General features: G+C 72.1%; 22 protein-coding genes and 1 pseudogene. 6 read left to right on the top strand and 17 right to left on the bottom strand.

Features of this window, described 5'->3' with window-relative positions:
- Positions 1–174: 174 nt before the first annotated feature.
- Positions 175–373 (bottom strand): annotated as a pseudogene (locus tag ACIP8W_RS05180) (transposase); the annotation flags it as partial.
- A gap of 317 nt (positions 374–690) precedes the next feature.
- Between ACIP8W_RS05180 and ACIP8W_RS05175 the strand changes: the two are divergent.
- A complete protein-coding gene (locus tag ACIP8W_RS05175) occupies positions 691–1,086 on the top strand; it encodes a hypothetical protein (protein ID WP_402201983.1) in 396 nt (131 codons plus the stop codon).
- A gap of 154 nt (positions 1,087–1,240) precedes the next feature.
- Here the strand turns inward: ACIP8W_RS05175 and ACIP8W_RS05170 are convergent, their stop codons facing one another.
- The 3 genes from ACIP8W_RS05170 to ACIP8W_RS05160 all read right to left on the bottom strand — a co-directional run bounded on the left by ACIP8W_RS05170 (position 1,241) and on the right by ACIP8W_RS05160 (position 4,225).
- Positions 1,241–2,128 (bottom strand): SIS domain-containing protein, encoded by an 888-nt coding sequence (locus ACIP8W_RS05170; protein ID WP_401953204.1) that lies wholly within the window; start codon positions 2,126–2,128, stop codon positions 1,241–1,243.
- A gap of 199 nt (positions 2,129–2,327) precedes the next feature.
- Positions 2,328–3,380 carry a DMT family transporter gene (locus ACIP8W_RS05165; protein ID WP_401953202.1) on the bottom strand — a complete coding sequence of 351 codons (1,053 nt, stop codon included), beginning with the start codon at positions 3,378–3,380 and terminating at the stop codon, positions 2,328–2,330.
- Positions 3,377–4,225, bottom strand: coding sequence for a phosphatase PAP2 family protein (locus tag ACIP8W_RS05160; protein WP_402201981.1), 849 nt, complete (start codon positions 4,223–4,225; stop codon positions 3,377–3,379). The genes ACIP8W_RS05165 and ACIP8W_RS05160 overlap by 4 nt, the downstream gene beginning before the upstream one ends.
- A gap of 182 nt (positions 4,226–4,407) precedes the next feature.
- On the opposite strand from ACIP8W_RS05160, the gene ACIP8W_RS05155 reads away from it, so the two are divergent.
- Entirely contained in the window at positions 4,408–5,004 is a 597-nt protein-coding gene (locus ACIP8W_RS05155; RefSeq protein ID WP_401953196.1) for a TetR/AcrR family transcriptional regulator, read from the top strand.
- A 423-nt stretch (positions 5,005–5,427) separates the two neighbouring features.
- Positions 5,428–6,510 carry a hypothetical protein gene (locus ACIP8W_RS05150; protein ID WP_401953193.1) on the top strand — a complete coding sequence of 361 codons (1,083 nt, stop codon included), beginning with the start codon at positions 5,428–5,430 and terminating at the stop codon, positions 6,508–6,510.
- Between the two features lie 13 nt (positions 6,511–6,523).
- Here ACIP8W_RS05150 and ACIP8W_RS05145 read toward each other — a convergent pair whose 3' ends face one another.
- From ACIP8W_RS05145 to ACIP8W_RS05110, 8 genes are all read right to left on the bottom strand, one after another.
- On the bottom strand, positions 6,524–8,122 hold the full coding sequence (locus ACIP8W_RS05145) for a cytochrome P450 (RefSeq protein WP_401953190.1): 1,599 nt from the start codon (positions 8,120–8,122) through the stop codon (positions 6,524–6,526).
- Between the two features lie 47 nt (positions 8,123–8,169).
- A complete protein-coding gene (locus ACIP8W_RS05140; protein WP_401953187.1) occupies positions 8,170–8,784 on the bottom strand; it encodes a GTP-binding protein in 615 nt (204 codons plus the stop codon).
- The gene (locus tag ACIP8W_RS05135; protein ID WP_401953184.1) at positions 8,765–9,139 is read right to left on the bottom strand and encodes a DUF742 domain-containing protein; all 375 of its coding nucleotides are present in this window, start codon (positions 9,137–9,139) and stop codon (positions 8,765–8,767) included. Before ACIP8W_RS05135 ends, ACIP8W_RS05140 begins: the two co-directional genes overlap by 20 nt.
- Positions 9,136–9,543, bottom strand: coding sequence for a roadblock/LC7 domain-containing protein (locus ACIP8W_RS05130; protein ID WP_401953181.1), 408 nt, complete (start codon positions 9,541–9,543; stop codon positions 9,136–9,138). The genes ACIP8W_RS05135 and ACIP8W_RS05130 overlap by 4 nt, the downstream gene beginning before the upstream one ends.
- Complete coding sequence (locus ACIP8W_RS05125) at positions 9,540–11,234, bottom strand: ATP-binding protein (protein ID WP_401953179.1); 1,695 nt, start codon at positions 11,232–11,234, stop codon at positions 9,540–9,542. The genes ACIP8W_RS05130 and ACIP8W_RS05125 overlap by 4 nt, the downstream gene beginning before the upstream one ends.
- Positions 11,235–11,670: 436 nt before the next feature.
- A complete protein-coding gene (locus tag ACIP8W_RS05120) occupies positions 11,671–12,060 on the bottom strand; it encodes a roadblock/LC7 domain-containing protein (RefSeq protein ID WP_401953176.1) in 390 nt (129 codons plus the stop codon).
- Between the two features lie 81 nt (positions 12,061–12,141).
- The gene (locus ACIP8W_RS05115; RefSeq protein ID WP_401953174.1) at positions 12,142–13,038 is read right to left on the bottom strand and encodes a hypothetical protein; all 897 of its coding nucleotides are present in this window, start codon (positions 13,036–13,038) and stop codon (positions 12,142–12,144) included.
- Complete coding sequence (locus ACIP8W_RS05110) at positions 13,035–13,394, bottom strand: hypothetical protein (RefSeq protein WP_401953171.1); 360 nt, start codon at positions 13,392–13,394, stop codon at positions 13,035–13,037. Before ACIP8W_RS05110 ends, ACIP8W_RS05115 begins: the two co-directional genes overlap by 4 nt.
- Before the next feature lie 149 nt (positions 13,395–13,543).
- Between ACIP8W_RS05110 and ACIP8W_RS05105 the strand changes: the two genes are divergently transcribed.
- The 3 genes from ACIP8W_RS05105 to ACIP8W_RS05095 all read left to right on the top strand — a co-directional run bounded on the left by ACIP8W_RS05105 (position 13,544) and on the right by ACIP8W_RS05095 (position 17,042).
- Positions 13,544–13,909, top strand: a complete 366-nt coding sequence (locus ACIP8W_RS05105) for a hypothetical protein (RefSeq protein WP_401953169.1) — start codon at positions 13,544–13,546, stop codon at positions 13,907–13,909.
- A 759-nt stretch (positions 13,910–14,668) separates the two neighbouring features.
- Positions 14,669–15,616, top strand: coding sequence for a helix-turn-helix transcriptional regulator (locus ACIP8W_RS05100; protein ID WP_402201977.1), 948 nt, complete (start codon positions 14,669–14,671; stop codon positions 15,614–15,616).
- A 190-nt stretch (positions 15,617–15,806) separates the two neighbouring features.
- On the top strand, positions 15,807–17,042 hold the full coding sequence (locus ACIP8W_RS05095) for a D-alanyl-D-alanine carboxypeptidase family protein (RefSeq protein ID WP_401953163.1): 1,236 nt from the start codon (positions 15,807–15,809) through the stop codon (positions 17,040–17,042).
- A 31-nt stretch (positions 17,043–17,073) separates the two neighbouring features.
- Here the strand turns inward: ACIP8W_RS05095 and ACIP8W_RS05090 are convergent, their stop codons facing one another.
- From ACIP8W_RS05090 to ACIP8W_RS05070, 5 genes are all read right to left on the bottom strand, one after another.
- A complete protein-coding gene (locus ACIP8W_RS05090) occupies positions 17,074–17,886 on the bottom strand; it encodes a pentapeptide repeat-containing protein (protein ID WP_402201975.1) in 813 nt (270 codons plus the stop codon).
- A gap of 89 nt (positions 17,887–17,975) precedes the next feature.
- On the bottom strand, positions 17,976–20,639 hold the full coding sequence (locus ACIP8W_RS05085; protein WP_402201973.1) for an ATP-binding protein: 2,664 nt from the start codon (positions 20,637–20,639) through the stop codon (positions 17,976–17,978).
- An 84-nt stretch (positions 20,640–20,723) separates the two neighbouring features.
- Positions 20,724–20,939 (bottom strand): hypothetical protein, encoded by a 216-nt coding sequence (locus ACIP8W_RS05080; RefSeq protein ID WP_402201971.1) that lies wholly within the window; start codon positions 20,937–20,939, stop codon positions 20,724–20,726.
- A 243-nt stretch (positions 20,940–21,182) separates the two neighbouring features.
- Positions 21,183–22,157, bottom strand: a complete 975-nt coding sequence (locus ACIP8W_RS05075; RefSeq protein WP_401953532.1) for an aldo/keto reductase — start codon at positions 22,155–22,157, stop codon at positions 21,183–21,185.
- 373 nt (positions 22,158–22,530) lie between these two features.
- Complete coding sequence (locus ACIP8W_RS05070) at positions 22,531–23,310, bottom strand: IclR family transcriptional regulator (RefSeq protein ID WP_401953152.1); 780 nt, start codon at positions 23,308–23,310, stop codon at positions 22,531–22,533.
- Positions 23,311–23,394 lie beyond the last annotated feature (84 nt).

The raw sequence follows: 23,394 nt of genomic DNA, 5'->3' as shown, positions 1-23,394 counted from the left end.
CGACAGCACAGCTTCACACCCACGTACGACACCTGCCACCACGGACCCGGAAGGCGACCCGCACCACCCGGGCGCCCCCTCTCCCCCGGCCCCCAACAGCCGTAACAGCCGGGCCACTTCCTCCCCCATCGCCTCACGCTCCGGACACAGATAGCCACGCGGGTCGACGGCCCCTCGCCGCGCGTCGATGACCTCGGCGTGTGCGCGGGCGGCCTTGAGCCGGGCCTGGCCCGGTTCGAGGAGCCCTTCCGCTCGCGGGACAGGGCCCGCTGCGCTTGAGCTTCTTCCCGGCCCGGCGCAGGAACCGGGGCGAGCTGATCTTCCAGCCGTCGGACCCGACCGCGAAGCGCGTCAGCCCGAGATCGAGCCGCGCGGTCCGCCGAGTCATCCGATGCGCGGCGCAACCGGTCGCGCGGACGCGGCGCGCCACACGGAGAGAACCGGCGGGTAGGGCACACGGACAGCGTGCCGATCACCACGAAGCGCCAGTCCCAGCAAACCCGGGACTCACTCGCCGACAAGCCAACCTGCCCCGATCACCCTCACCGGGGGGGCCACCTCGTCGGACAGCTCCGCTCGAACCGCTATCCGCCCGTGGCACTGGTTCCGGCCCTCCGCGGCTCCCGTTCGACGGAGGGATTCTTCCGCGAATCGGGCACGCCGGTCTTTCCGCTCTGAAAAGCTCCGACCATGAACAATCGCCACATTGCAGCAGGTCTCGCAGTCGCCGCCCTACTCGCCGCCTCGGCCTGCGAAGCACCGAGGGAAGACGACACGAAGTCCGCCTCCCGTCCGAGCCCGAGCGCCGACAAGGACACGCCCCGGGACGGGGCAGGGATCCCGAAGGACCTGACAGGACAGGACCGAGCCGCCTACCTCGACGGACTGAGGAGCATCAACCCGTGGTTCGTCACCGCGAAGGGCGAGGACGACGCGATCGACAACGGCGTCAACCAGTGCTCAGGGCTGGACAGCGAGAAGCCGATCCGGACCGCGCAGCAGCGGTTCGGGACTCCGGACCATCCGGTGAACGAAGCCGACGCGGCGAAGATCAACGAACTGGTCCGTAGACACATCTGCCCCTGACGTCGGCCGACGACGCATCACGGTCGGCGGATTCCCCGGTACGGCCTCTGACGTACGTCAGAGGACCAAGGCCAGACCTTTGGGGCGCTCACCGACCCGAGCCCGGGGCTTGGATGATCTCGCTGGGGACGCGGCCGCGGTCGGGGAGGGGGCCTCAGTCGTGCGGGCCGAGGAGCACCGAGCGCGTCAGATGTGCGGGCCGGTCGGGGTCTCGGCCGTCGGCTTCGGCCAGTTCGACCGCGAGGCGCTGTACGACGACGAGTTCGGCCAGCGGGTCGAGGCGGGCGGTGCGCAGCCGGGCCCCGGTGGCGCCGATCCGCGCGGCGAGCGGGGCGGGCAGCGGCACGAGGCTCCAGACGGCCCGGTCGGGGGCGGCCACGGCGATCGGGCCGTGGCGGTACTCCATGACGGAGTACGACTCGGTCCACCGGGCCGCCGCTTCCCGTACCTTCAGCGCGGCCTCGGCGGCGAGGCCGGTGGACCAACCCGCGCCGAGGAACGAGATCTGTCCGGCCGCCAGCAGCTCCGGATCCAGCTCCTCGGTGACGGCGGTGGCGACATCGGCGACCGCGCGGCCGGTGTCGAGGCCCAGATGGGCGCGGAGCAGCAGGAGCTGGGTGGTGGGGAAGCGGGTCTGGACGACGGACCCCTCGTCGGCGTAGTCGAGACAGACCACTTCGTGGGCGGCGGCCGCCGCGGGCGAGCCGCCGACCGCGGTGACGGTGGTGATCCGGCTGGCGCCCGGGGCGGCGGCGAGCGCGTCGAGGACCTCGGTGGTCGTGCCGGAACGGGTCAGGGCCAGGATCCGGTCGTACGCCCGGTGCAGCTTCGCCTCGGAGGCGGGGTAGGCGTCGGTGAGCCCGAGCCCGGCTGCCTCCCTGAGGTGCGCGTACGACTGCGCCATGAACAGAGACGTACCGCAGCCGATGACCGCGACCCGCTCGCCCGGCGCGGGCAGGGCCGGCGCGTGGACGGGGAGCTCCCCGAGGACCCGCTCCCAGCAGTCCGGCTGGGAGGCGATCTCGCGACGGGTGTGCGACATGGGTCTCCGATGCGCGTGGGTACGGACGGCACGGACGGCACCGGCAGGTACGGATGCTCGGGGCCGGTGCTCGCTCCTGGCGCTTTCCCGGAGTAAAGCGAGCGGAATTCATCATGTCAACAGCGCGAAATTGCGCATATGGTCCCTGATTTGCGGCTATTCACCTATCGCCATGCTCGCAGGTCGCTGAAACCGGGCGTCAGGCGCGGATACGTGAGCGCGTCTCCGCGCTTCTTGGTACGCGCACTTCCCGCGCCCGCGCGCGATGCGCAGCCGCACCGATGCGGGAGCGCCGCCGGGCGATCCCGCCGAGCACCGGCCCGGCCGGGCACCCGGCGGGGGCCAGGACCGGTACGGGAAGCGGCTCATCGGCGGGGGCGGACGCGGACGCGGACGGGGCCACCTGGGCCGTGCCGGGCGCCGCGGCCGGTGCCCGGGTCAGCAGCACCACACCGCGCGCCGCCACCACCGCGCCCAGCAGCGCCGCGGCGATACCCACCGCGCCGCCCTGGAGGCGTTCACCCAGGAGCGTCAGACCGATGACCGAGGCGGCGACCGGATTGGCGAGGGTCAGCACCGCGAGCGGGGCGCCCAGACCGCCGCCCCGGTAGGCCGTCTGGGACAGCAGCAGCCCGCCGGAGGCGAAGGCCGCGACGACCAGCGCCACCGTGGCGACCTGCCACAGCGGCCGGGCGTCCGTCTCGCGGGCGGTGGCGGCGACCGTCACCGTCTGGGTGAGCGCCGAGGCGACGCCCGAGGTGATCCCGGAGGCCGCCGCGTGCCGCAGCCCGGGGGCGGCGCCCGGCCTGGTCAGCAGCGCGACCAGCGCGAGCGCCACCCCGGCCGCGCCCAGCGCCTGCGGCAGGGTGAGCGTCTCGCCGGGGGCGGCGCCCGCGGCGGTCAGCAGGATGATCGCGAGCCCCGCCAGCGTGTACGCCGTACCGCGCCACTCGCCCCGGGCGACCCGCCGCCCCACGCGGCGCGCGCCCAGCGGCACGGCCACGACCAGTGTGAGCGCGCCCAGTGGCTGCACCACCGTGAGCGGCCCGTAGGTCAGCGCCACGACGTGCAGCAGCGCTCCGGTCGCGTTCAGCCCGACAGCCCACCACCAGGCGCCCCGGCCCAGCATGCCGAGCAGTGGAGTACCCGGGGCGGTACGGGCCGCCAGCCGTTCCTGGGCCACGGCCGCCGAGGCGTACGCGACCGCCGAGACCAGCGACAGCGCTATCGCCACCACCATCGCGCCGTTCATCGCACGGCTCCCGGGACGGCTCCGGCCGCAGCAAGCGGATCAGCCGGCTCCGGTTCACTCGGCGGTACGGAGGACCGTACGACCAGCGAACCGCGGCAGACCGGCGCGGTCGCCGTGGCCGGCGCCCGGAAGAAGGCGAGTGTCACACCCAGCAGGACGACGGCCACGATCGCGTCGAGCCAGTAGTGATTGGCCGTGCCGACGACCACGAACAGCGTCAGCAGCGGATGCAGCAGCCAGAGCCACCGCAGGCGGGAGCGGGTGGCGGCGATCAGGCCGATGGCGACCATCAGGGCCCAGCCGACGTGCAGCGACGGCATCGCCGCGAACTGGTTCGCCAGCGAGTCGCCGGCCGGCTCCGCGCTGTACACCGTCGGCCCGTACACCTGTCCGGTGTCCACCAGACCGGTCGCCGCGAGCAGTCTCGGCGGCGCGAGCGGCATCAGCAGATGCAGGGCGAGCGCCGCGCCGGTCAGCGCGGCGAGGACCCGGCGCGACCACAGGTAGTGCGCGGGCCTGCGCCAGTAGAGCCAGCCGAGGAAGAGGACCGTCGCCGGGAAGTGGACCGTCGCGTAGTAGGTGTTCGCGAGATGGATCAGCGTGTCGTGGTGGAGCAGTACGCGCTGGACGACGCCCTCGTCGGGCAGCCGGAGAGCACGCTCCCAGCCCCAGACCCGGTCGGCGTTGCGGAACGCCTCTCCGGTGCGGCCGGTCGCGGCCTGCCGGCCGAGCTTGTAGACGAGGAAGAGTCCGGCGACGAGCAGCAGCTCACGTACGAGGGGCGGTCGGGCGGAAGTTTCCGGCTTCCGTTCGGCGGGCCCCGTACGGGTGTTGGCGTGCACCACCCGACCCCCTTGCAAGAACGACACGCCGCGCTACAACGGCGTGCTGGTGCGGCGACGTGGTCCGGACCACGCCCTATCGATACGCCAGTGTACCGATACGCGGTCGTATCGGTACACTGGCGTATCGATACACTGTCGTATCAGCAGCTCTACAGCCGAGAGCACAGGGACCGGGAGAGACGATGACGCCGCAGCGCCGCTCCAAGATCACACCCGAGCGCGAGCAGGAGTTCTACGAAGCCGCCCTGGAACTGCTCAGGGAGGACGGCTACGAGGCGCTCACCATGGAGGGCATCGCCGCCCGCTCCCGCTGCGGCAAGTCCACGCTCTACCGCCAGTGGGGCACGAAGCAGCAGCTCATCGCCGCCGCGCTGCGCGGCACCAACTGCGTCAGGCTCGCGGACGTCAACACCGGCACGCTCGAAGGAGATCTGCGCGCCGTGGCCCACGCGGCGGAGGCGTTCTCGGGCCGCGACACCACCCTGCTGCACGCGCTGACACACGCGGCCTTCCAGCACGAGGAGCTGCTCCGGGCGCTGCGCGAGGCCATCCTCGACCCCGAGATCGAGGCGATCCACGCCATGGTCGAGCGCGCCGTGGAACGCGGCGAGATCGACGCCGACAACCCCGCCGCCGAGTTCCTGGCGGCCCAGGTGATCGGGGTCATGCGCGCCCGGCCGATGCTGGAAGGGCTCCAGGCCGACGAGGCGTATCTCACACGTTTCATCGAGTCGTCCCTCCTCCCCGCACTCGCCCCCCGATCCGTGACACCCTCCTGACCGGCGGCCCGTCGTCCGAGCGGATGACGACGGACCGCCCGCGCCGCACCGTGGGGACGGGCGCGGCGCCCCCGGGCCGGTGGGCCTCTTCCCCGGAAGAGGCCCACCGGCCCGTCGCACGTTCGGGGGATACGTAGACCGACTCATACATTTGTCCAATCAGACCCCCGCCCATGGGCGTACCCGGTGGCGAATCGGCTGATTTCAGCTTCCGTCACTCGCCGTATACGAACCGTGGTGGGCGCGCGTCGCGCGCTTCAGCCCTTCCGGTGCGGAGGCGGGGTGAGTCCGACGGGGGTGATCGACTTAGCTCACAATCAGTCAATTCAAGCCAAGGCAGACCCAGTTGCTTGATTATTGACGATCCGACATAGGCATATACGCTCACCGCATTCCCCCCGCCGCCGCATCAGGAGGCCGATCATGTCCTGTGTCTCGGAACAGCGCTCGGTCCGACAGCTCCCGGCAGTCCCGTTCTACTGTCCCGTACCGCCCGCGCGACACCGGTCCGTCGGGGTGCTCAATGACCGGACCGTCCAGTGGATGCTGGAACAACGGCTGGATAGCGATGAACGCCAGCTCAAACGGCTCGCCGTCTGCGACTTCGGCGGGCTCACCGCCTCGACCATGCCGTACGGACGGCTCGAACCGCTCGCCCTGATGGCCAAACTGCACGCCGTGCTCTTCTCCCTCGACGACGGGGTGTGCGACGAGACCGGGGTCGGCGCCGACCGGCTGTCCCAGGAGACCTCGCGCATCATGCGCGCCGTCGAGTCGCCGGACTCGGGCTCGCCCGGCGACTCGCCGCACACCGCCGCACTGCGCTCGCTCCGGCTGGAACTGGACCGGTTCGCCTCGCCCCGCCAGGTGCGCCGGGTGACGGACGCGATGCGCGTCTACACCTCGGGGCTGGTGTGGGAGGCCGCCTGGCGTACCAACGCGGCGCTGCCCTCGCTCGACGACTACATCACGCTGTGGATGCGGGCCATCGGGATGGCGCCCTCCACCGCGATGATCGAGGTGGTCGGCGGCTTCTCCGTGTCGGACGAGGACATGCAGGACCCCCGGGTCCGGGCGCTCACCGAGATCACCTGGACGCTGGTCAGCTGGGACAACGACCTCTACTCCCGCAACAAGGAACTGGTGCGGGCCGACGACAACCTCAACCTCATCGATGTCCTGTGCCAGGAGCAGGGATGCGACCCGCGGCTCGCGCTGGTGCGGGTGGTGACGATGCGGGACCGGGTGATGGTGCTCTTCGACCGCCTCGCCCAGCAGGTGCTGAAGGAGGCGGACGACGATCTGCGCCGGTACGTGAAGGGGCTGGGCCAGTTCGTCCGGGGGCATCTGGACTGGGCGTCGGCCTGCCCCCGCTACTCCGTACCGTCGGGGCCGAAGGCGACACCCGGCGGGTGGTGGAAACCGCAGCCGGCCGACGACAGCCTGGAGCCGCTCCCCTTCCCCACGATCTCCTGGTGGTGGGACCAGTTGGAGGGCGCGCGCTGACGGCCCCGCCTCCTCAGTCCCCGCGCCACCAGCGGGCCACGGCCCGCCACGCGCGCTGCGGAGCGGTGCCGGTGCGCTGCGCCGGGATCGACCCGGCGGGCGCGGCGGCGGTCTCCGGCGAAGGCTCCGCCGGCGCGGTCGCCGGCTGCGGAGTACGCGTCCGCAGTACGGGCGCGGGCCGGGGCGACTCGACCTGCCACTGCGGCCGGGGCGGGGCGGCCGGGGCGCTCGGCGGGCCGGTGATGTCCTGCGGCGGCCGGGGCGCGAAGGTCACCGGCAGCTCGGTCAGCTGGTGGGACATCAGCGCGCCGGAGTAGCGCAGCTCGTGCTCCTCCACGGCGAGCTGGAGGTCCGGCAGCCGCATCAGGAGCGCGTCGATCCCGGTGTCCGCGATGGCCCGCCCGATGTCCTGGCCCGGGCACTCGTGCGGGCCGCCGCTGAAGGCGAGGTGGGCGCGGTTGCCCTGCATGGAGGCGTTCAGGTCGGGTCGTACCACCGGGTCCACATTGGCCGCGGCGATACCGACGATGAGCGCGTCGCCCGCCTTGATGCGCTGGCCGCCGAGTTCGGTGTCGCCGACCGCCCAGCGGCCGAAGATCGTGGTGAACGGCGGCTCGTCCCACAGCGTCTGCTCGACCGCTTCCGGCAGCGTCATATGGCCGCCGCTGAGCTGCGCGCGGAACCGGGGGTCGGTGAGCACCATCCGCAGCACATTGGCGAGCAGGTTGGCGGTGGTCTCGTACGCCGCGATCAGCACCAGCCGCAGATGCTGGGCGACCTCGTCGTCGGTGAGCCCCGACTCGTGCTCCACCAGCCAGGTCGCGAAGTCCTCCTCCGGCGCGCCGCGGCGCCGCTTCACCAGCCGGAACAGGGCTGCCATGACGTACGCGTTGGACTCGTTGGCGGTCTCGGTGCCCTTGATCATGTCGCGGGCGGCCTGGACCAGCCGTTCGTTGTACTCCTCGGGCATGCCGAGGATCTGTGCCATCACCATCATCGGCAGATGTTCGGCGAAGCGGCTGACGAGATCCGCCCTGCCGTCCAGGCAGAAGTCGTTGACCAGTCGGTTGCTGTAGCGGTTGATATAGCGCCGGACGCCCCGGTGGTCGATGCGCGCGATCGAGTCGGTGACCGCGCCGCGCAGCCGTTCGTGGTCGGCGCCGTCGGCGAAGGCGCAGATGGGCTGCCAGGTGAAGACGGGCGCGAGGGGATGGTCCGGGGGCGCGGAGCCGTCGTGCAGCGCGCGCCAGCGGCGGGAGTCCCGGGAGAACTGCGAGGGCGTCCGGGTCATGTGCAGGTTCTCGCTGTGGCCGAGCACCAGCCAGGCCGGTACATCGCCCTGGAGCAGTACGGGCGCCACGGAGCCGTGTTCGGAGCGCAGCTTCTCGTACAGGCCCATGGGGTCGTTCTCGGCCTCGGTGCCGTAGAGCCGACGCAGCCCGTTCGGGCCCCGGCCGTCGGGGGCCGGGCCCGTACCGTTCACCGCGTGCGGGCCGGTGCGCGCGCCGGTCAAGCCGCTCATGTCGTCGGGACTCAGCCCGTGGGCCGGGCAGCCGGGGGGCGGCGCCGGATGGCCGTCCGGGCCGGGCCGGTGGGAAAAGGGGGTGGTCACGGTCGCTCCAGGGATCAGTCCGGAAAGAATGCGGGGATACGGGCCGGTCAGGCGGGCGGGTCGGCCAGCGAGTGCAGGTAGTGCATGAGCGTCAGCAGGACATCGCGGCTCGACGCCCGCAGCCGCGCGTCGCAGTCGACCATTGGGACCTCGTCGGGCAGGTCCAGTGCCGATCGCAGCGCCTCCACGGGGTGGTGCGGCGCGTCCGGGAAGGTGTTGACGGCGACCACGAACGGGACGCCGCGCTCCTCCAGCCGTCCGATCACGTCGAAGCTGACTTCGAGGCGGCGGGTGTCGACCAGCACCACGGCTCCCAGCGCGCCTTCGAAGAGGCCGTTCCACAGGAACCAGAACCGTTCCTGTCCGGGGGTGCCGAAGAGATAGAGGATCAGCTGTTCGGTGATGCTGATCCGGCCGAAGTCCATGGCCACGGTGGTGGCGGTCTTGCTCTCGACCCCGGAGTTGTCGTCCACCCCCACCCCGGCCTGGGTCATGGTCTCCTCGGTGGTGAGCGGACGGATCTCGCTGACCGAGCCCACCATCGTCGTCTTCCCGACGCCGAACCCGCCCACGATGACGATCTTCACCGCCGAGGTGGCCGTGGTGGGCAGGACGTCCTCGCTCCGAGGGCCCGTGATCGTGTCAGAGTTTCTGAAGTCCATGCATCACCGCTTCGAGGAGGGACCGGTCGGGGAGCGCTGCGCGGGCGATGGGCGCACGCGATTCGACCAGCTCGGTCGCGAGAAGTTCGGTCAGCAGCGCGGTCACCACGCTGAACGGGAGGCGGAGATAGGCGGAGATCTCGGCCACGGACAGGGGGGCCCGGCAGATCCGCAGGATGGCGGCCTGCTCCGGCTGGACCGTCGGGGACGGTTCGTCGCGCGCCACGACCATGGTGACCAGGTCGAGCGGCGCGCGTTCCGCGCCGTCCGGGCCGCCGGTGATCACGTACAGCCGTTCCGGATCCCCGACGTCCGCTTCGGGCATGCGGCGTTCCCGCTGGGGAGGCGTGGTCATCCGGCCTGCCCGTCATGGCGCGGCGGACTGGTCAGATGCGCGCCGATCCGCACGACCATGTCCCGCATCCGGGCACCGACCAGGCCCGCGTCCACGGTCTCGTCGGTGAGGACCGCGAGATAGGAGCCCGCGCCCGCCTCCATCAGGTAGAAGAAGCCGCCGCTGATCTCGATCACGACGAGCCGCATCCGGCCGTCGCTGGTGGGGATTTCGGCGGCGACGGCCGCCGCGAGGCTCTGGAGTCCGGCGCAGGCCGCGGCGAGCCGGTCGGCGACGTCCGGGTCACCGCCGTGCCGGGCGATCCGGAGTCCGTCGGCGGAGAGCACCACGATCTGCTGGATCTGCGGCACCCCGTCCGCCAGCTCTTTGAGCATCCAGTCCATGTTGGCCCGCTGCTGGATCACTTGAGATCTCCCTTGCCCCGTACGTCATCGGATTCGCCTTGGTCACCGGACGGGAACGGCGACTCCCCCGCCCCGGCCGACGGCTCCTCCGGAGTGCCGTTGACCGCCTTGGTGAACGCTTCGAGCCAGATCCCGGGCCCCGGTTTCTTCCCGGCCGTACCGGCGCTGTCGCCGTGCCCGTCGGCCCCGCTCGTGCCGTGGCCGTTGGTACGGCCGTTGGCCTGCCCGTTGGCCGTTCCATTGGCCGGTCCGGCCGGCCGTCCGCCGAACTGCCCGTCCGGCTGCCCCCGGCCCACCAGGCCGAGGTTGTGGGAGCCGAGCGGGGCGCGGCCACGGCTGCGCCGCTGCGGCAGCCCGTTCTCTGTCCACTCCGTCACCACGGGAATGTCGTCCTCCACGGCCGCCGCCACGACCGGGACGGGCCGCTGTGGCCCGGTGACCGGCCTCGGAACGCGGTTGGCGGGCCGAAGTACGTCCTTCATGGGCAGGTCATTGGCCATACCGCGCGGTCCCGCCGAGGCTCCGATGCCATGGGCGATACCCGGCGCGGGTCCGGTGGTCACCACATCGCGCGGCACGATCAGTACGGCACGGACACCGCCGTACGCCGACTGCCGCAGGGAGACCTGGAGGTTGTACATCTGGCAGAGCCGGCCGACCACGGCCATCCCGAGCCGGGGCGTCTCGCCGAGGTCGTTGAGGTCCATCCCGGCCTGTGCCTGCGCGAGCATGCGCTCGGCCCTGGCCCGCGCCTCCTCGCTGAGGCTGACGCCGCCGTCCTCGATCTCGATCGCGATCCCGGTCTGCACCTCGACCGCGGTGACATGGACCCGGGTCTGCGGCGGCGAGTAGCGGGTGGCGTTGTCGAGGAGTTCGGCACAGGCGTGGATGAGCGGCTCGACGGCGGTGCCGATGATGGCGACCTTGGCGATCGAGTGCAGATCGACGCGCTGGTACTCCAGGATCCGGGACATCGCGCCGCGCAACACGCTGAACAGCGGTACGGGCCGGGGCCATTGGCGGCCGGGCCGGGCCTTGCCGAGTACGGCGATGCTGTCGGCCAGCCGGCCGATCAGCGCGGTGCCGTGGTCGATGCGCAGCAGGTCGTCGAAGACCTCGGGATTGCGGCCGTGGGCCTCCTCCATCTCCCGCAGCTCGCTGGCCTGCTGGTGGACGATGGACTGGACCCGGCGGGCGATGTTCACGAAGGAGCGCTGGGCGGATTCCCGCATGGCCTCCTCGTCGTCCACGATCTGGAGTACGGAGCGGAGCAAGGAACGCTGCGCGGAGGGGAGTTCGCGGTAGCGCTCGTCGCCGTCCACCACGGCGCGCATCACCTCCATGGGTGATTCGCCCTGCCGCAGACGGTGGATCGCCGCGGGCATCAGCTCCTTGCCGAGCCGTACGGTCTCCTCGTCGTGCTCGGCGAGCCGCCGCTCCAGCGCCGCGACGCGGTACGCGTGCTGTTCGCGGAGAGCGCCGATGGCCCTGCGGCGCCGGGCCAGTTCCACCGAGCACCACACGATGACGACGGTCATGACCCCGCCGTACAGCGCGACCGGTATCCGTGCGGAGTCCGCGACGAGGGCCGCCGCGGCGGCGGTCGCCACGGCCATCAGGGCGAGGGGGAGGACAAGCGCGCGCACAGCGGGGAACGCTTGATCATTCGGGGGTGCTTCGAGACGAACCATGTAAGCCCTCTGGCGGTCGATTCAGATCGGCGGATCATGCAGGTCGGGGGATTCGAACGATCGAGACACATGGGAACAAGTGCCTGATTACGTATCAACTCGGCGCGCTCCGCGAGAGCTTAGCCGTAGGAAATCTGCGCTCCGGCGTATTCACGGAACCTCACCCGCGAGCCACCCCATCGGGCATACACTCGCCCATTTGCACGCTACGACGCCGAAACAGCACGTAGAGTGATGACACTCGTGCGACCTGCGAACGCCCGGCCGAGAAACAACACCCCTCGCCAGGAAGCGACTTCGGAACCGCTCACCTCATATCCGTCCCGCCGGAAGCTCGTTGGCGCCGGGCGCGGGGAGCGCCGGTGCCGTGGAACGACAGTGCGCCGTGCCCCCCGGAGGGACACGGCGCACCGATTCGTACGTACGGGTAGTGGGGTCAGGCGGAGACGTCCGCTTCGAGCAGGACGAGGAGTTCCTCGACGATCGCGGGCGACTCCCGCTGGAGCGCGGCCACATCGATCCCCTCGTCCCCCAGAATGGACAGCAGGGCCCTGTCGCCGACCGCCAGGACGACGACCTGACCACCGCCGCAGCGGATGACCACATCGCGCAGCGCGCCCGCGTCCGCCTGCTGCGCCATGCGCGCGCCGAGCCCCAGGGTGGCCGCCGCGAGCGCCGCGATGGCCTCCGGCTGCGCCGTGTCCGTATCGGCGGCCACCAGCAGGCCGTCGGCTGTCGAGAGGACGCTTTCCGATACTCCCATCACTCTCTCCCGCAGCGAGGCGAGAACATCGACGAGAGAGGTGACGGATGAATCTGCGGGCATGGTGCGCTCCTTGATGATGATCCCTGCTCGGGCCCTGCCGTGGGACGTCGTACGGGGCTCCGGGCCCCGCGAACGTGCTGTCTAACCGTCCTGCTGTCCCACCGACTCCGGTGCGCCGGGCAGCTGCGGGCCGCCGTGCGGCCGCCGCTCGCCGCGGGCACCGGGAACACGCCGGGGCAGGGAGGCCGCGGGAAGGGGCGCGGGCACCGGCTGCCCGACCCCGGTGAGGCGCGGCGCCGTACTCGGCCTGCCCGCCGGGCCGCGGCCCTCCCACTGGATGAGCTGGAGGTCGTTCATGCGTATCAGATCAGCCATCACGCCGAACAGCCCCCGGCCCAGGGTGAAGGCCAGGTCCCGCGGTGTGCGCCGGGCGTTGGCGACCGCGAGGATCGCCTGATAGCGGTGGGTCAGCTGACCGGCCACCCGGTCCGCGCGCCCCGAGGGCCGCATCTTCGCCCTGGCCAGTTCGCCGGGCGAGCCCCACTGCCGGGTCACCAGCGCCAGCCTGCGCGAGGTCTCGTCCGCGACGGTCTGCGGTTCGATGCCGTTCCGGGTGAGGACGGTGGAGGCAGGACCGGTCACGTCCCAGCCGTCGGGACGGCTGAGGGCCATCGCGAACGCGCCCTCGAATATCGTCGCGGTACACAGGACTTCCAGCTCGACCTCGCCGATCAGCTCCTGGCCGACGAGGGCACCGCCGAGGCCGTCCACATGCCGTACGGCACCGAGCGCGCAGGCCCAGCCCTCGTCGTCGACGCGACCCGACTTGAGCAGGGCCGACTCGACCGACGGGGTGCCGGGAGTCTCGATCGCGCAGATGAGGCCGTCGCGCAGATGAATCGTTCCGCCCGGGGCACCCGAGACCAGTACGGTCCCGCTGTACTTCTCCTGGTTCAACCGGACCAGCAGCGCGGTGACATTGCGCGGCAGGGAGCCGGCCGACGACGGGTCCTGCCCGTCCGGCACACCGGTCGTCATGCCAGCACACCTTCCGCGTGACTGTCCAGATGCCGCATCACCAGCGCGAGATTGGTCCGGCTGCGGTCCAGCACGGCGATCAGGAGCAGTGGATCGCCGGTTCGCCGCACGGTCCTGACCACGTGGTAACGACGCGCACTCGTGACGATCACGTTCTCCAGTTCGCTCTCCACCCCTGCCTGGCCCACGCGGTCGGTGATCACCGCAGCCAGCTCGGCCGTACCCACGCCGTCCCCGACCTCAAGCGCGTCACCCACGACGCAGTACGTGAGCCCGGTGACCGCGTCCACAAGAGCAGCCCCTGTGACTCCGGGAGCTTCCAGGAGCCGGGAGAGGGCCGCTTCGATCGCTGACACGTGCACCCCTTCAATTTAAACCAGATTACACAGTACTCTAGTCTTCAACTATCAATTTGGTGACCGAACTTGGCGTCTTTTGCCCATTCAACTCTTCGTTCCGATTGGGCGAACGACTGCCGGGACAGCTCCAGGAACAGGACCACGGCATGAACATCGAAACCTCCCTCAAAGAGGCCATGGCCATCGAGGGCGCCATCGGCGTAGCGCTGGTCGACTACGAGAGCGGCATGTCGCTCGGCACCCTGGGGGGCGGCCAGAGCCTCGACCTGGAAGTCGCCGCCGCGGGCAACACCGAGGTCGTACGCGCCAAGGTCCGCACCCTGCACACGCTCGACATCGACGACGCCGTCGAGGACATCCTGATCACCCTCGGCAAGCAGTACCACCTCATCCGCCCGCTGGGCTCCACCCGCGGCACACTCTTCCTCTACCTCGCGCTCGACCGCGGGCGGGCGAACCTGGCGCTGGCCCGCCACAGCCTCAAGCGCATCGAGCACGCCCTGGAGGTCTGAGCCACCTCGTGGCGGAACCGGCTGCGAGCGAGGGACGGGCCGACTGGATACGGGTGCCCGTGGGCGCCGACTCGGCCCGGTGGGCGACGCGCGGACGGTGCCGTCCGATGCTCCTCGTCGTCCACAACGTGACCTCGGCGACCCGGCTGCTGGACATCCCGCCCCTGTTCCGTGACGACCTGCGGGTCCAGTTGCTCGCCGCCTGCGCCGGGGCCTCACCCTTCCAGGCGGGGGTGGCCGAGCCGCCGACGGGGACCGGGGCGCCCGTACTGCCGCGGGAACAGGCGGCGGCGCTCCCGGCGCCGCCGGGGCGGCCGCCTCGCGCCCCGCGATGCGCCGCACCAGGCCGCCGACCGACTCCCAGGCCCACTTGCCCGCCTCGCGGCCCATTCCCGCGCCCCCGGTGGCCGGCACCGCGGTGATCGCCCCCAGCGACATGGGATCCAGCATGGACCCGCTCCCCCCCGGTCTGTGGCGTCGCGCCGGCCAAGGCCGCGCGCCACGTTCTGGGACAACCGTAATCGGGATCCCGGTGTGGTGGGAGTGGTTGGCGAGTAGTCGCAACCTGGTTCAACAGTGGTGGGGGAGGCCGGTGCTCGGGAAGCGACCATCGATGCGATCATCCGCCTTACCTCCCCGCCCGCTTCCCCTCCGCTTCCCCACGCCCGGACCGCCCGCACACCGCCCCCGCAGGCCGCCCGCCCGCGCCGTACTGGGCGGTATCAGGCGCGGCCCGCCGTACACGCTGATACTGACTCCATGACCCGACACGGAGAGCTGGGCACGGCCCTGCACCGCTGGCGTGACCGGATCGCACCGTCCGAGAGCGGGCAGCCCGAACCTCCGGAGGGCACCGGCCGGGCGGCCGGGCTGGGGCTCGACGAGCTGGCCCGGCTGACCGGGCTGTCCGTGGACTATCTCGTCCGGCTGGAGGAGGGGCGGGCCACCTCCCCGTCCGCCCAGGTCCTCACCTCCCTGGCGCGCGCCCTGCGGCTCTCCGACGACGAGCGCGGTCATCTCTTCCTGCTCGCCGGGCAGTCCCCGCCCGCGCTCGGGCGGGTCTCCGACCACATTCCCCCCAGCGTGCGGCGGCTGCTCGGCCGGCTGGCCGGGACCCCGCTCGGGGTCCATGACGCCGCCTGGAACCTGATCACCTGGAATCCGCTGTGGGCCGCGCTCGTCGGCGATCCCGCCGGGGTCTCCCCCCGGGGCCGCAACGCCGCCTGGCACCACTTCACGGGCCAGGCCGGGCGGATCACCTTCACCGTGGAGCAGGAGGCTCACTTCGAGGCGGCTCTCGTCGCCGATCTGCGGTCCGCGACGGTCCACTACCCCACCGATGTACGGCTGCGCTTCCTCATCGGGGAGCTGCGGCGGGTCAGCCACCGGTTCGCGGGGCTGTGGAACTCCCGTATCACTGGTTCCCACGACACCGGCACCCGGACCGTCCAGCACCCGGACGTCGGAGCGGTGACGGTGGACTGCGACATCCTCTCCGTACCGGGCTGCGATCTGCGGATCGCGGCCTACTCCGCCGCGCCCGGCACCGACGCCGCCGAGAAGCTCAGGCTGCTCGATGTGATCGGCACCGAGATCATGTACGAACCGGTCCCCATCAAGCCGGTCCTGGTCGAGTCCGTTCAGGTCGAGCCCGCCTCCGTCGAGTCGGTCCCCGTCGCGGAGAACGCCGCCGGGAACACCGCGTGAACACCGGCGCGGACACCGGCGTCGGTCTCACCCGTCCGGCGTAGCGCGGCGCCCTCGGAAGCGGCCCCGGAGCCGTCCTCGCGCGCGCTCTCCCCCACCGACCTCCCGCATGACCCGTCCGCCGGACAGGGATACCTCCGGTCGGCTCACGCGGCGGGCGCGGAGAGCGGTCCGTTTCTACCGTGACTGAATGATCATCAGATCCGCGATGCGTTCCGCGCTCTCCGGCACGGTGGCGCTCGCCGCCTGCCTGCTGGTTGTTCTCCCCCCGCCCGCACCGGCCGCCGCGCACCCCGGAACCGATCCCGTCGTACGGGCGCCGGGGCCGTCCGCCGTCCCCTCCCCCGCGCCCGCCGCGCCCGCCGACGGCTCGCTGCTGTACCGGGCGGGGACCCAGTCGCGGCCCGCGCGCGGCGCCGCCGCCCCGCCCGGCGATGTGTCCGCCCTGTCCTGGCTCGTCGCCGACGCCGGTACGGGGGATGTGCTCGCCGCCCACGACGCGCACCGCAAGCTGCCCCCGGCCTCCACGCTCAAGACGCTCTTCGCCATCACCACCCTGCCCCATCTGCCCGAACACGCCCGGCACACGGTGACCGAGTCGGAGCTTGCGGACATCGGCCCCGGCAGCAGCCTGGTCGGTGTCGTCCCCGGTCTGTCGTACGAGGTGGCGGATCTGTGGCGGGGCGTCTTCCTCAGCTCCGGCAACGACGCGGTGCGGGCCCTCGCCGAGATGAACGGCGGCTGGGACGCGACCATCGCCCAGATGCGGGAGAAGGCCAGGCTGCTGGGGGCGCTCGACACCCATGTGGTCTCCCCGGACGGCTATGACGCCCCGGGCCAGGTGACCTCCGCGTACGACCTGGCGGTCTTCGGCCGTACGGGCCTGGCGTCCCCCGAGTTCGTACGGTACAGCTCGACCGTCGACGCCCAGTTCCCCGGCGACGGCGGCACCTTCGGCATCCTCAACACCAACCGGCTGCTCAGCGGCGCGGACGGGGTCACGCCCTATCCGGGGCTGATCGGCGTCAAGAACGGCTACACCTCGGAGGCGGGCAACACCCTGATCGCCGCCGCCCGGCGCGGTGGGCGCACACTGCTGGTGACGGTGATGAATCCGCAGTGGGGCGGCGGGCACGCGGTGTACGAGGAGGCCAGGTCGCTGCTGGACTGGGCCTTCGACACCGGGAACCGGTTCACCCCGGTGGGATCGCTCCGGCCGCCCGCCCCGCCGAGTGTGAAAGCGGGTCCGACGACCGCCCCGATCGTGGAGGCGGTACGGGCGGAGCCGGCGCGCGACCCCGAGGAGGAGGGACCCGGGACACTGCTTCCCGCGGCCCTCACCGGCAGCGCCGCGCTCGCCGCGCTCACGCTCTTCCTGGTACGGCGCGGCTCCCGCCGCCGGGACAAGAGGGGACAAAGCGGATGATCCCCGCCGGTCCCCCGCCGCCGGGGCGCGGCTACCAGTGGCCGGGGCGGGTCAGCGACGGCGGCAGCCTGGTGGCCGCGTCGCCCTTCGCCGCGTTGACCTGCGTCTGGACGAGGAAGATGCTGCCGGTCAGGTCGGCGCCCCGCAGATCGGCGTCCCTGAGGTCGGCGCCGATCAGATCGGCCAGCCGCAGATCCGCGCCGCGCAGATCGGCGGCGATCAGATACGCCCCGCGCAGATCGGCGCCGCGCAGATCCGCGCCCTTGAGCCGGGCCCCGAGGAGGTCGGCGCCCCGCCGGTTCTTCTTCCTGCCGCGCACCCGCTCCCGTACCAGCTCGCTCGTACGCAGCAGCAGTGGGTTGACGGCCGTCCGGCGCGCTGTCATGTCGAGAGCGAGCAGCGCCTCGGGGCCGGTCCTGGTGAGCTGTTCGGTCTCGTCCAGCGCGGTCCGCAGCTCGCGGCGGAGCGGGCGGGCGGCTTCCAGGGCCAGGGCCTCGTCGAGATAGCCCAGCAGCTCGTGGAGCTGGCGCATCACCGGGAGCACGGCGAACATCTCCCCGGCGGTCTCCGGGGCCTGCCGCCAGTCCCGGCCGCCGAAGGTGACCCGGGAGACCTTCTGGCCCGCGCCGAAGCAGTCGTACACCGTGCATCCCCGGTAGCCGGTCTGCCGCAGGGTGCGGTGGATACCGCAGCGGAAGTCCGTCCGCAGATTGCCGCAGGGCTCTCCCGCCTTCTTGTCGACCGGGAAGTCCGCCGAGGGCGAGAAGGTCAGCGCGACACAGCACAGCCCGAAGCAGCTGTCGCAGTCGGCCCGCAGTTCGGTGGGGACGGTCGGGTCGGACAAGGGCGGCGGTCTCCTGTCGCTGTGGGGCACGTGTGGGTGCGCCGGGCCGTTCGGAGGATCGAGCCTACCGTCCGGCGGCGCGGCCCCGCTCAGCGCTGGGCGGGGTGGGATTCCATCGCCCGGCGGGCCCTCGCCGCCAGCCCGTCGGCCCCGCAGCGCTCGGCCAGTTCGAGACCGCAGGCGAGTTCGGCGGGGAAGCCGGTGGCGATGCCGTACTCGACGCGGGCCACGGCCAGTTCGTACCCGCACGGGGAGGCTTCCAGATGGGCGACGGCCTGGGCCAGCAGCCCGATCTTCGCCTGGCCCTCCTTGAGGAAGGCCGCGCAGCACAGCGCGACGCCGATGGCGGTGTGCGTACCGAACCGTTCGGCCCGGTCCCTGGCGTACGCGGCGAGCTGGGCGGCCCGCCGCGGATCGTCCTCGGCGACGGCGTGCGCGAGGTCGCAGGCCCAGGGGGCCATGACCACGCTGTGCCGGCCCCGGGCCGTCAACGCCTGCCCGGCCGCTTCCAGTTCGGCGATGGCCTCCTGCTTGCGGCCGAGGGCGAGGAGGAGCCGTCCGCGTACCGCCTGCGCGTCGGGGATGACGATCGAGGAGGAGTACGGAGGGGCGAACGCGTACCGCTCGGCCTCCTCCCCGGCCCGCTCGACATGGCCGCGCGCGAGCAGGGTGTCGATGAGCATGCAGGCCGCGTCCCAGTGCATCGGCAGGCCGTCGCCGACGCGGGCGGCCAGCCGCAGGCTCTCGCGCAGATACATCTCCGCGTCGACGAGCCGGCCGCGCCTGCGCTGGACGTAACCGACGAGCGCGTGGGCGAAGGCGAGATGGCCGCCGCTCCAGCCGGAGATCTCGAAAGCCCGCAACGCCTCGGTGAACAGGCTCTCCGCGCGGTCGAGCCGGTCGGCGAAGGCGTACGACAGACCGAGCAGCGCCGGGGGTTCGAAGCCCCATTCGGTGTCGGCCCAGCCGACGCCGGGCGGCAGTCCCCCGTCCACCAGCGCCCGTTCACCGATCTGGACGATCTCCTCGGCGCTCTCGCCCCGGGCCGTGCCGTCGAAGGCGCGCAGCATCAGCAGCACCCGCTCGGTGCTGTCGCGTCCGGAGACCTCGCGCGCCGTACCGGCGAGGCGGCGCGAGCGCTCCGGGCCGTTCTCCTCGATGGCCTGGACGCCCTCCCACAGGAAGTGCGCGGTCCGCAGCCGCATCCTGGCCGGCCCCTCGGGCATACCGGCGACCTCGGTGGCCACCACATGGGCGGCGTCGCCGGTCTGGTTGTTGTGGGTCAGCGCCTGGGAGAGCCGGAAGACGACATCCACCCGCAACGGGTCGTCGGGGCGCAGGGTTTCGAGCGCGGACCGCAGATGGGCGACCGTGGTGGCGGGTGAGGTGAGCAGGGTGGCGCAGCCCAGTTCGTACAGCAGCGGAGCGCGCACGGAGGACAACGGGGGCTCCGCCAGGGCGCGTTCGAGGCAGCGACGGGCGGCGTCCGGCGCCCCCACGGCGAGGTGTTCGGCGGCGGCCTCGCGCAACTGCTCGACCAGCTCGGGGTCGCCGTCCGGGTGCACTTCGAGCAGATGGGGCGCAGCGGCCGCCGCGCCCCGGCCGCTGCGGGACACCGCCCAGGCCGCCAGACCGTGCATCGCGGTACGCACCCCCGCAGGGACCGCGCGGTAGACGGCGCCCGCGATCAGCGGATGGACGAACTCCAGCGGGTCCTGGCCGACCAGGATCCGCGCGGCACGCAGCCGCTGCGCGCACTCGGCGGCCTCTTCGTGTGCCATGCCCGCCAGCGAGATCGCCAGGTCGAGCGAGATATCGGTGCCCAGGATCGCGGCGGCCCAGGCGAACCGGGTGGTCGCCGGGCCCAGCTCCTCCAGCCGGGCGATCAGTCCGGTGCCGCGCGCGGAGGCGCCGAGGGCGCGCAGCTCCCCGGCGTGGTCCTCGACCGGGGCGAGTTCGCTGTCCCGTACCTTCGCGAGCAGTTCGACCGTCTCGTACGCGTTGCCGCCGGTCACCTTCCACACCTCGCGGCAGAACGGGTCGTCCGCCTCCTCGCCGAGCGCGGCCCTGGCCAGACCGGCCGTGGCCTCGGAGGTCAGCTCGCGCAGGGTGGCGAGCAGCCTGGCCTCCGCGCCGAGCCGTCCGAGGTACTGGGCCGTCTCGCCGACGGCTTCCTCCGTGCGGTACGCGACGACCACGAGCACCGCCAGCCCCCGCCCCGGGCGCCCGGCGAACGAGGCGAGCCAGGACAACGTCTCCAGATCGGCCCACTGCGCGTCGTCCACGACGAGCACCAGCGGCCCGTGCACCTGCGCGAGCCGCTCGACCAGACCGTCCAGCGAGTCCCTGACCCCCTGCGGGTCGGCGGCCTGCTCGCCGGGCGGCGCTATCCCGAGCGCGGGCCCGACGATCTCGTACCGGTCCCCGAGCAGTTCGCGCGCGTCCGCCGACCCCTCCGCCCCGCCGTCCACCGTCAGCACGGGCTGGAACAGCTGTCGTACGACATGGAACGGTACGGAGGTGACGGTCTCGCCGCCCCGCGCCGACCACACCGCGCAGCGTCCGGTGGCGAGCCGCCGCACCTCGGACAGCAGCGCCGTCTTGCCCAGCCCCGCCGCGCCCCGGTAGACGAGCAGCCCACCGGAGGCGGCCGCTCCGCACAGCGCGTCCACGGCGTGTCCCGCCGCCGCCAGTTCGGGTTCACGCTCCAGCAGGGGGAGGGTGACCGTGTGCTCCGGCCGGTGCACCGGCATCCCTTCCCTTCTCGGGCTTCGAACGGTCCGCGGGTCCCGTGCCGAGCCTAGCCCCAGCGGCCCCCGGACGAACCCGAATCCGTACTAATTCGGCCGTTCGACCGCACGGGCGGCGATGGGGCAGTACGGCGTGTCCCGTGGTGGTTCAAGGGCGCCGCAGGCCAGTTCGCACGCGTGCGCTCCCGCCACCACCAGCACATGCCGGCTCCCCCGTCCCACGGAGAGCAGTTGGATCGGCTCCCCGCGCCGCGAGGAACCGATCCGCCGCAGCACCGCCTCGCCCGGGTGCGTCAGCGTCAATGCCCGGGCGTGGAGGGTCAGTTCGTCAACATCGAGATAGCGGCCCGACACGGCGCCGCGCTCAGGGACCGGTCGGGACGCCGCCACTGCCGACTGTCGCGCCCATGGGCCGCTCCTTCACCCTCGCGTACCCGATCCGGCCGGATCGCCACCACGGTGATGCTCCGTCACCCTGAGCCATTACGTCAACACCGCGGCGGAACCGGTGTGCCGGGCGCGTACGCCTGTGCTGGAGCGGAGCCGCTACGCGGTGGTGATTCCGTTGTCCGCGAGGATCCCGTCGATCGCGGCGAGCTCCTCCGCGTCGAGGGCTCCCGCCTCCAGCACCACCAGGTTCTGGTCGAGCTGGTCGACGCTGCTGGCACCGATCAGTACGGAGGTGACGCGCTCGTCGCGCAGCACCCAGGTGAGCGCCAGCTGCGCCAGGGTCTGGCCGCGTCCGCCCGCGAACGCGTTGAGCGCGTGCAGCAGGGAGACCTTCCGCTCGTCGAGCGCGTCCCGTGTGAGGAAGTGGCCGACGGCCATCCGTGAGTCGGCGGGCACACCGTTGAGGTAGCGGTCGGTCAGCTGCCCCTGCGCGAGCGGCGAGAACGCGATGACCCCGGCGCCCGCCTCGGCGGAGGCGGCGATCAGCCCGTTGTGTTCGATGCCCCGGTTCAGGATGTTGTACGGGTGCTGGTTGATCAGCAGCGGAGTGCCGAGGCCCTTGAGCAGCTCGGCCGCGCGCGCCATCTGCTCCGGCGGGTAGTTGGACAGGCCCGCGTACAGCGCCTTGCCCCGCTGTACGGCCGAGGCCAGCGCCCCCACCGTCTCCTCCAACGGGGTCTTCGGGTCGAACCGGTGCGAGTAGAAGACGTCGACGTGGTCGACGCGCATCCGGCTCAGCGACTGGTCGAGGCTGGCCAGTACGTGCTTGCGCGAGCCGAACTCGCCGTACGGCCCCGGCCACATGTCGTACCCGGCCTTGGTGGAGAGGAACAGCTCGTCGCGGTAGGGCCGGAAGTCCTGGGTGTAGAGCGTCCCGAAGTTGGCCTCGGCACTGCCGTACGGCGGACCGTAGTTGTTGGCCAGGTCGAAGTGGGTGACACCCCGGTCGAAGGCGCGCCGCAGCACGGCGCGCTGGTTCTCCAGCGGCGCGGTGCCCCCGAAGTTGTGCCACAGCCCGAGGGAGACCTGGGGAAGCTCGACCCCACTGCGACCGCTGCGCCGGAACCGCATGTCGGCGTAGCGGTCCGCGGCGGCGAGGTGGGGCGGCTGTTTCAACGGACTCTCCTGGTGCGTGGCCGAGGCCGGGAAGCCCGGACCCCGTAGAAGCTACACACGCGGAGCACCCTTGGGAATACCGAACAAGTTTCGAAAATTTCCGACAGATATCAACAGACCGGCCCCTCGGCGCGGCCCCCATCACCCCCCATGGGCGCGAGTCCGAAGGTCACCGGGTCGCACTGGGCACGGCTGTCGCCGGACCGGTCACCGGCCGGGCCGCCGGTGACCGCGGCCGTGGTCGAGGCGCTCGCCGTGCTGGCCGTTTCCTCGGTCTCCTCGGGGCGGCCGGAAACACACGGCAGGGGTGTGTGTCTCCGGTGCGCGATCAGCCTATCGAGGCGGGCGGCTCGGCCCCCAGCGCGCGGGAGATGCCACGCGCCGCCACCTGTACCAGTGGGGCGACGGCGCGCGGTTTCACGGTGTCGGCGTGGGCGACGACGGAGACGGCCGCGACGACGGTGTTCCGCGGCCCGTACACCGGCGCCGCGACCGACACCGCGTCCATGGTGACCTGCTGTTCGCTGATGGCGACGCCCGTGCGTCTGACCTCGGCGAGCCTCCGGCGGATCTCGTCCGGGCCGGTGAGGGTCTTCTCCGTGTGCCGGACCAGCGGCTGGGCGAGGGCACGTTCCTGGATCTCCGGAGGCGCGTACGCGAGCAGGACGAGGCCGACACCGGTCGGGGTGAGCGCGAACCGGCCGCCGACCCGGGTGAGGACGCCGACCGCCTCCCGCCCGGCGAGCCGCTCCACGTACACGACGTCCAGCTCCTCGCGCACGGCGAGCTGGACGTTCTCCCGGGTGAGCCGGCCGAGGTCGGAGAGGTACGGCAGGGCCGTCTCCCGCAGGCCCAGGCCGCGCGGGGCGAGCGAGGCGATCTCCCAGAGGCGCAGCCCGATGCGGTAGGCGCCGCCCGGTTCGCGTTCCAGGGCGCCCCAGCATGTCAGCTCGCCCACCAGCCGGTGGGTGGTGGTCAGGGGCAGTCCGCAGTGGCGGGAGATCTCGGCGAGCCGCAACTCGCGGCGGGCGGGGGTGAAGACCTCCAACACCTGGAGGGCCCGCGCCGTGACCGAACCGGTCCCGGCCGGGTCCTTGCCGCCCCGCATACGGACCTCCTCGCCCGGCGGCGCGCCCGCTCCACACCGAGCGGGGCACCTCCAATGCAAGTTAGGCACTCGACGGACGGGCGT

This window comes from Streptomyces sp. NPDC088554 (genome assembly GCF_044752945.1).
In the GTDB taxonomy this organism is placed as follows: Bacteria; Actinomycetota; Actinomycetes; order Streptomycetales; family Streptomycetaceae; genus Streptomyces.
The sequence above is the reverse complement of the archived record's forward strand: the minus strand, read 5'-3'. Positions and strand labels throughout refer to the sequence as shown.

Bases quoted from the DNA above. Each gene is read 5' to 3' on its own strand.
- ACIP8W_RS05100 (WP_402201977.1), top strand. From the start codon at position 14,669: ATGACCCGACACGGAGAGCTGGGCACGGCCCTGCACCGCTGGCGTGAC.
- ACIP8W_RS05125 (WP_401953179.1), bottom strand. From the start codon at position 11,234: ATGGTTCGTCTCGAAGCACCCCCGAATGATCAAGCGTTCCCCGCTGTG.
- ACIP8W_RS05105 (WP_401953169.1), top strand. From the start codon at position 13,544: ATGAACATCGAAACCTCCCTCAAAGAGGCCATGGCCATCGAGGGCGCC.
- ACIP8W_RS05120 (WP_401953176.1), bottom strand. From the start codon at position 12,060: ATGCCCGCAGATTCATCCGTCACCTCTCTCGTCGATGTTCTCGCCTCG.
- ACIP8W_RS05115 (WP_401953174.1), bottom strand. From the start codon at position 13,038: ATGACGACCGGTGTGCCGGACGGGCAGGACCCGTCGTCGGCCGGCTCC.
- ACIP8W_RS05175 (WP_402201983.1), top strand. From the start codon at position 691: ATGAACAATCGCCACATTGCAGCAGGTCTCGCAGTCGCCGCCCTACTC.
- ACIP8W_RS05070 (WP_401953152.1), bottom strand. From the start codon at position 23,310: ATGCGGGGCGGCAAGGACCCGGCCGGGACCGGTTCGGTCACGGCGCGG.
- ACIP8W_RS05075 (WP_401953532.1), bottom strand. From the start codon at position 22,157: ATGCGGTTCCGGCGCAGCGGTCGCAGTGGGGTCGAGCTTCCCCAGGTC.
- ACIP8W_RS05140 (WP_401953187.1), bottom strand. From the start codon at position 8,784: ATGGACTTCAGAAACTCTGACACGATCACGGGCCCTCGGAGCGAGGAC.
- ACIP8W_RS05085 (WP_402201973.1), bottom strand. From the start codon at position 20,639: ATGCCGGTGCACCGGCCGGAGCACACGGTCACCCTCCCCCTGCTGGAG.
- ACIP8W_RS05150 (WP_401953193.1), top strand. From the start codon at position 5,428: ATGTCCTGTGTCTCGGAACAGCGCTCGGTCCGACAGCTCCCGGCAGTC.
- ACIP8W_RS05095 (WP_401953163.1), top strand. From the start codon at position 15,807: ATGATCATCAGATCCGCGATGCGTTCCGCGCTCTCCGGCACGGTGGCG.
- ACIP8W_RS05170 (WP_401953204.1), bottom strand. From the start codon at position 2,128: ATGTCGCACACCCGTCGCGAGATCGCCTCCCAGCCGGACTGCTGGGAG.
- ACIP8W_RS05165 (WP_401953202.1), bottom strand. From the start codon at position 3,380: ATGAACGGCGCGATGGTGGTGGCGATAGCGCTGTCGCTGGTCTCGGCG.
- ACIP8W_RS05135 (WP_401953184.1), bottom strand. From the start codon at position 9,139: ATGACCACGCCTCCCCAGCGGGAACGCCGCATGCCCGAAGCGGACGTC.
- ACIP8W_RS05155 (WP_401953196.1), top strand. From the start codon at position 4,408: ATGACGCCGCAGCGCCGCTCCAAGATCACACCCGAGCGCGAGCAGGAG.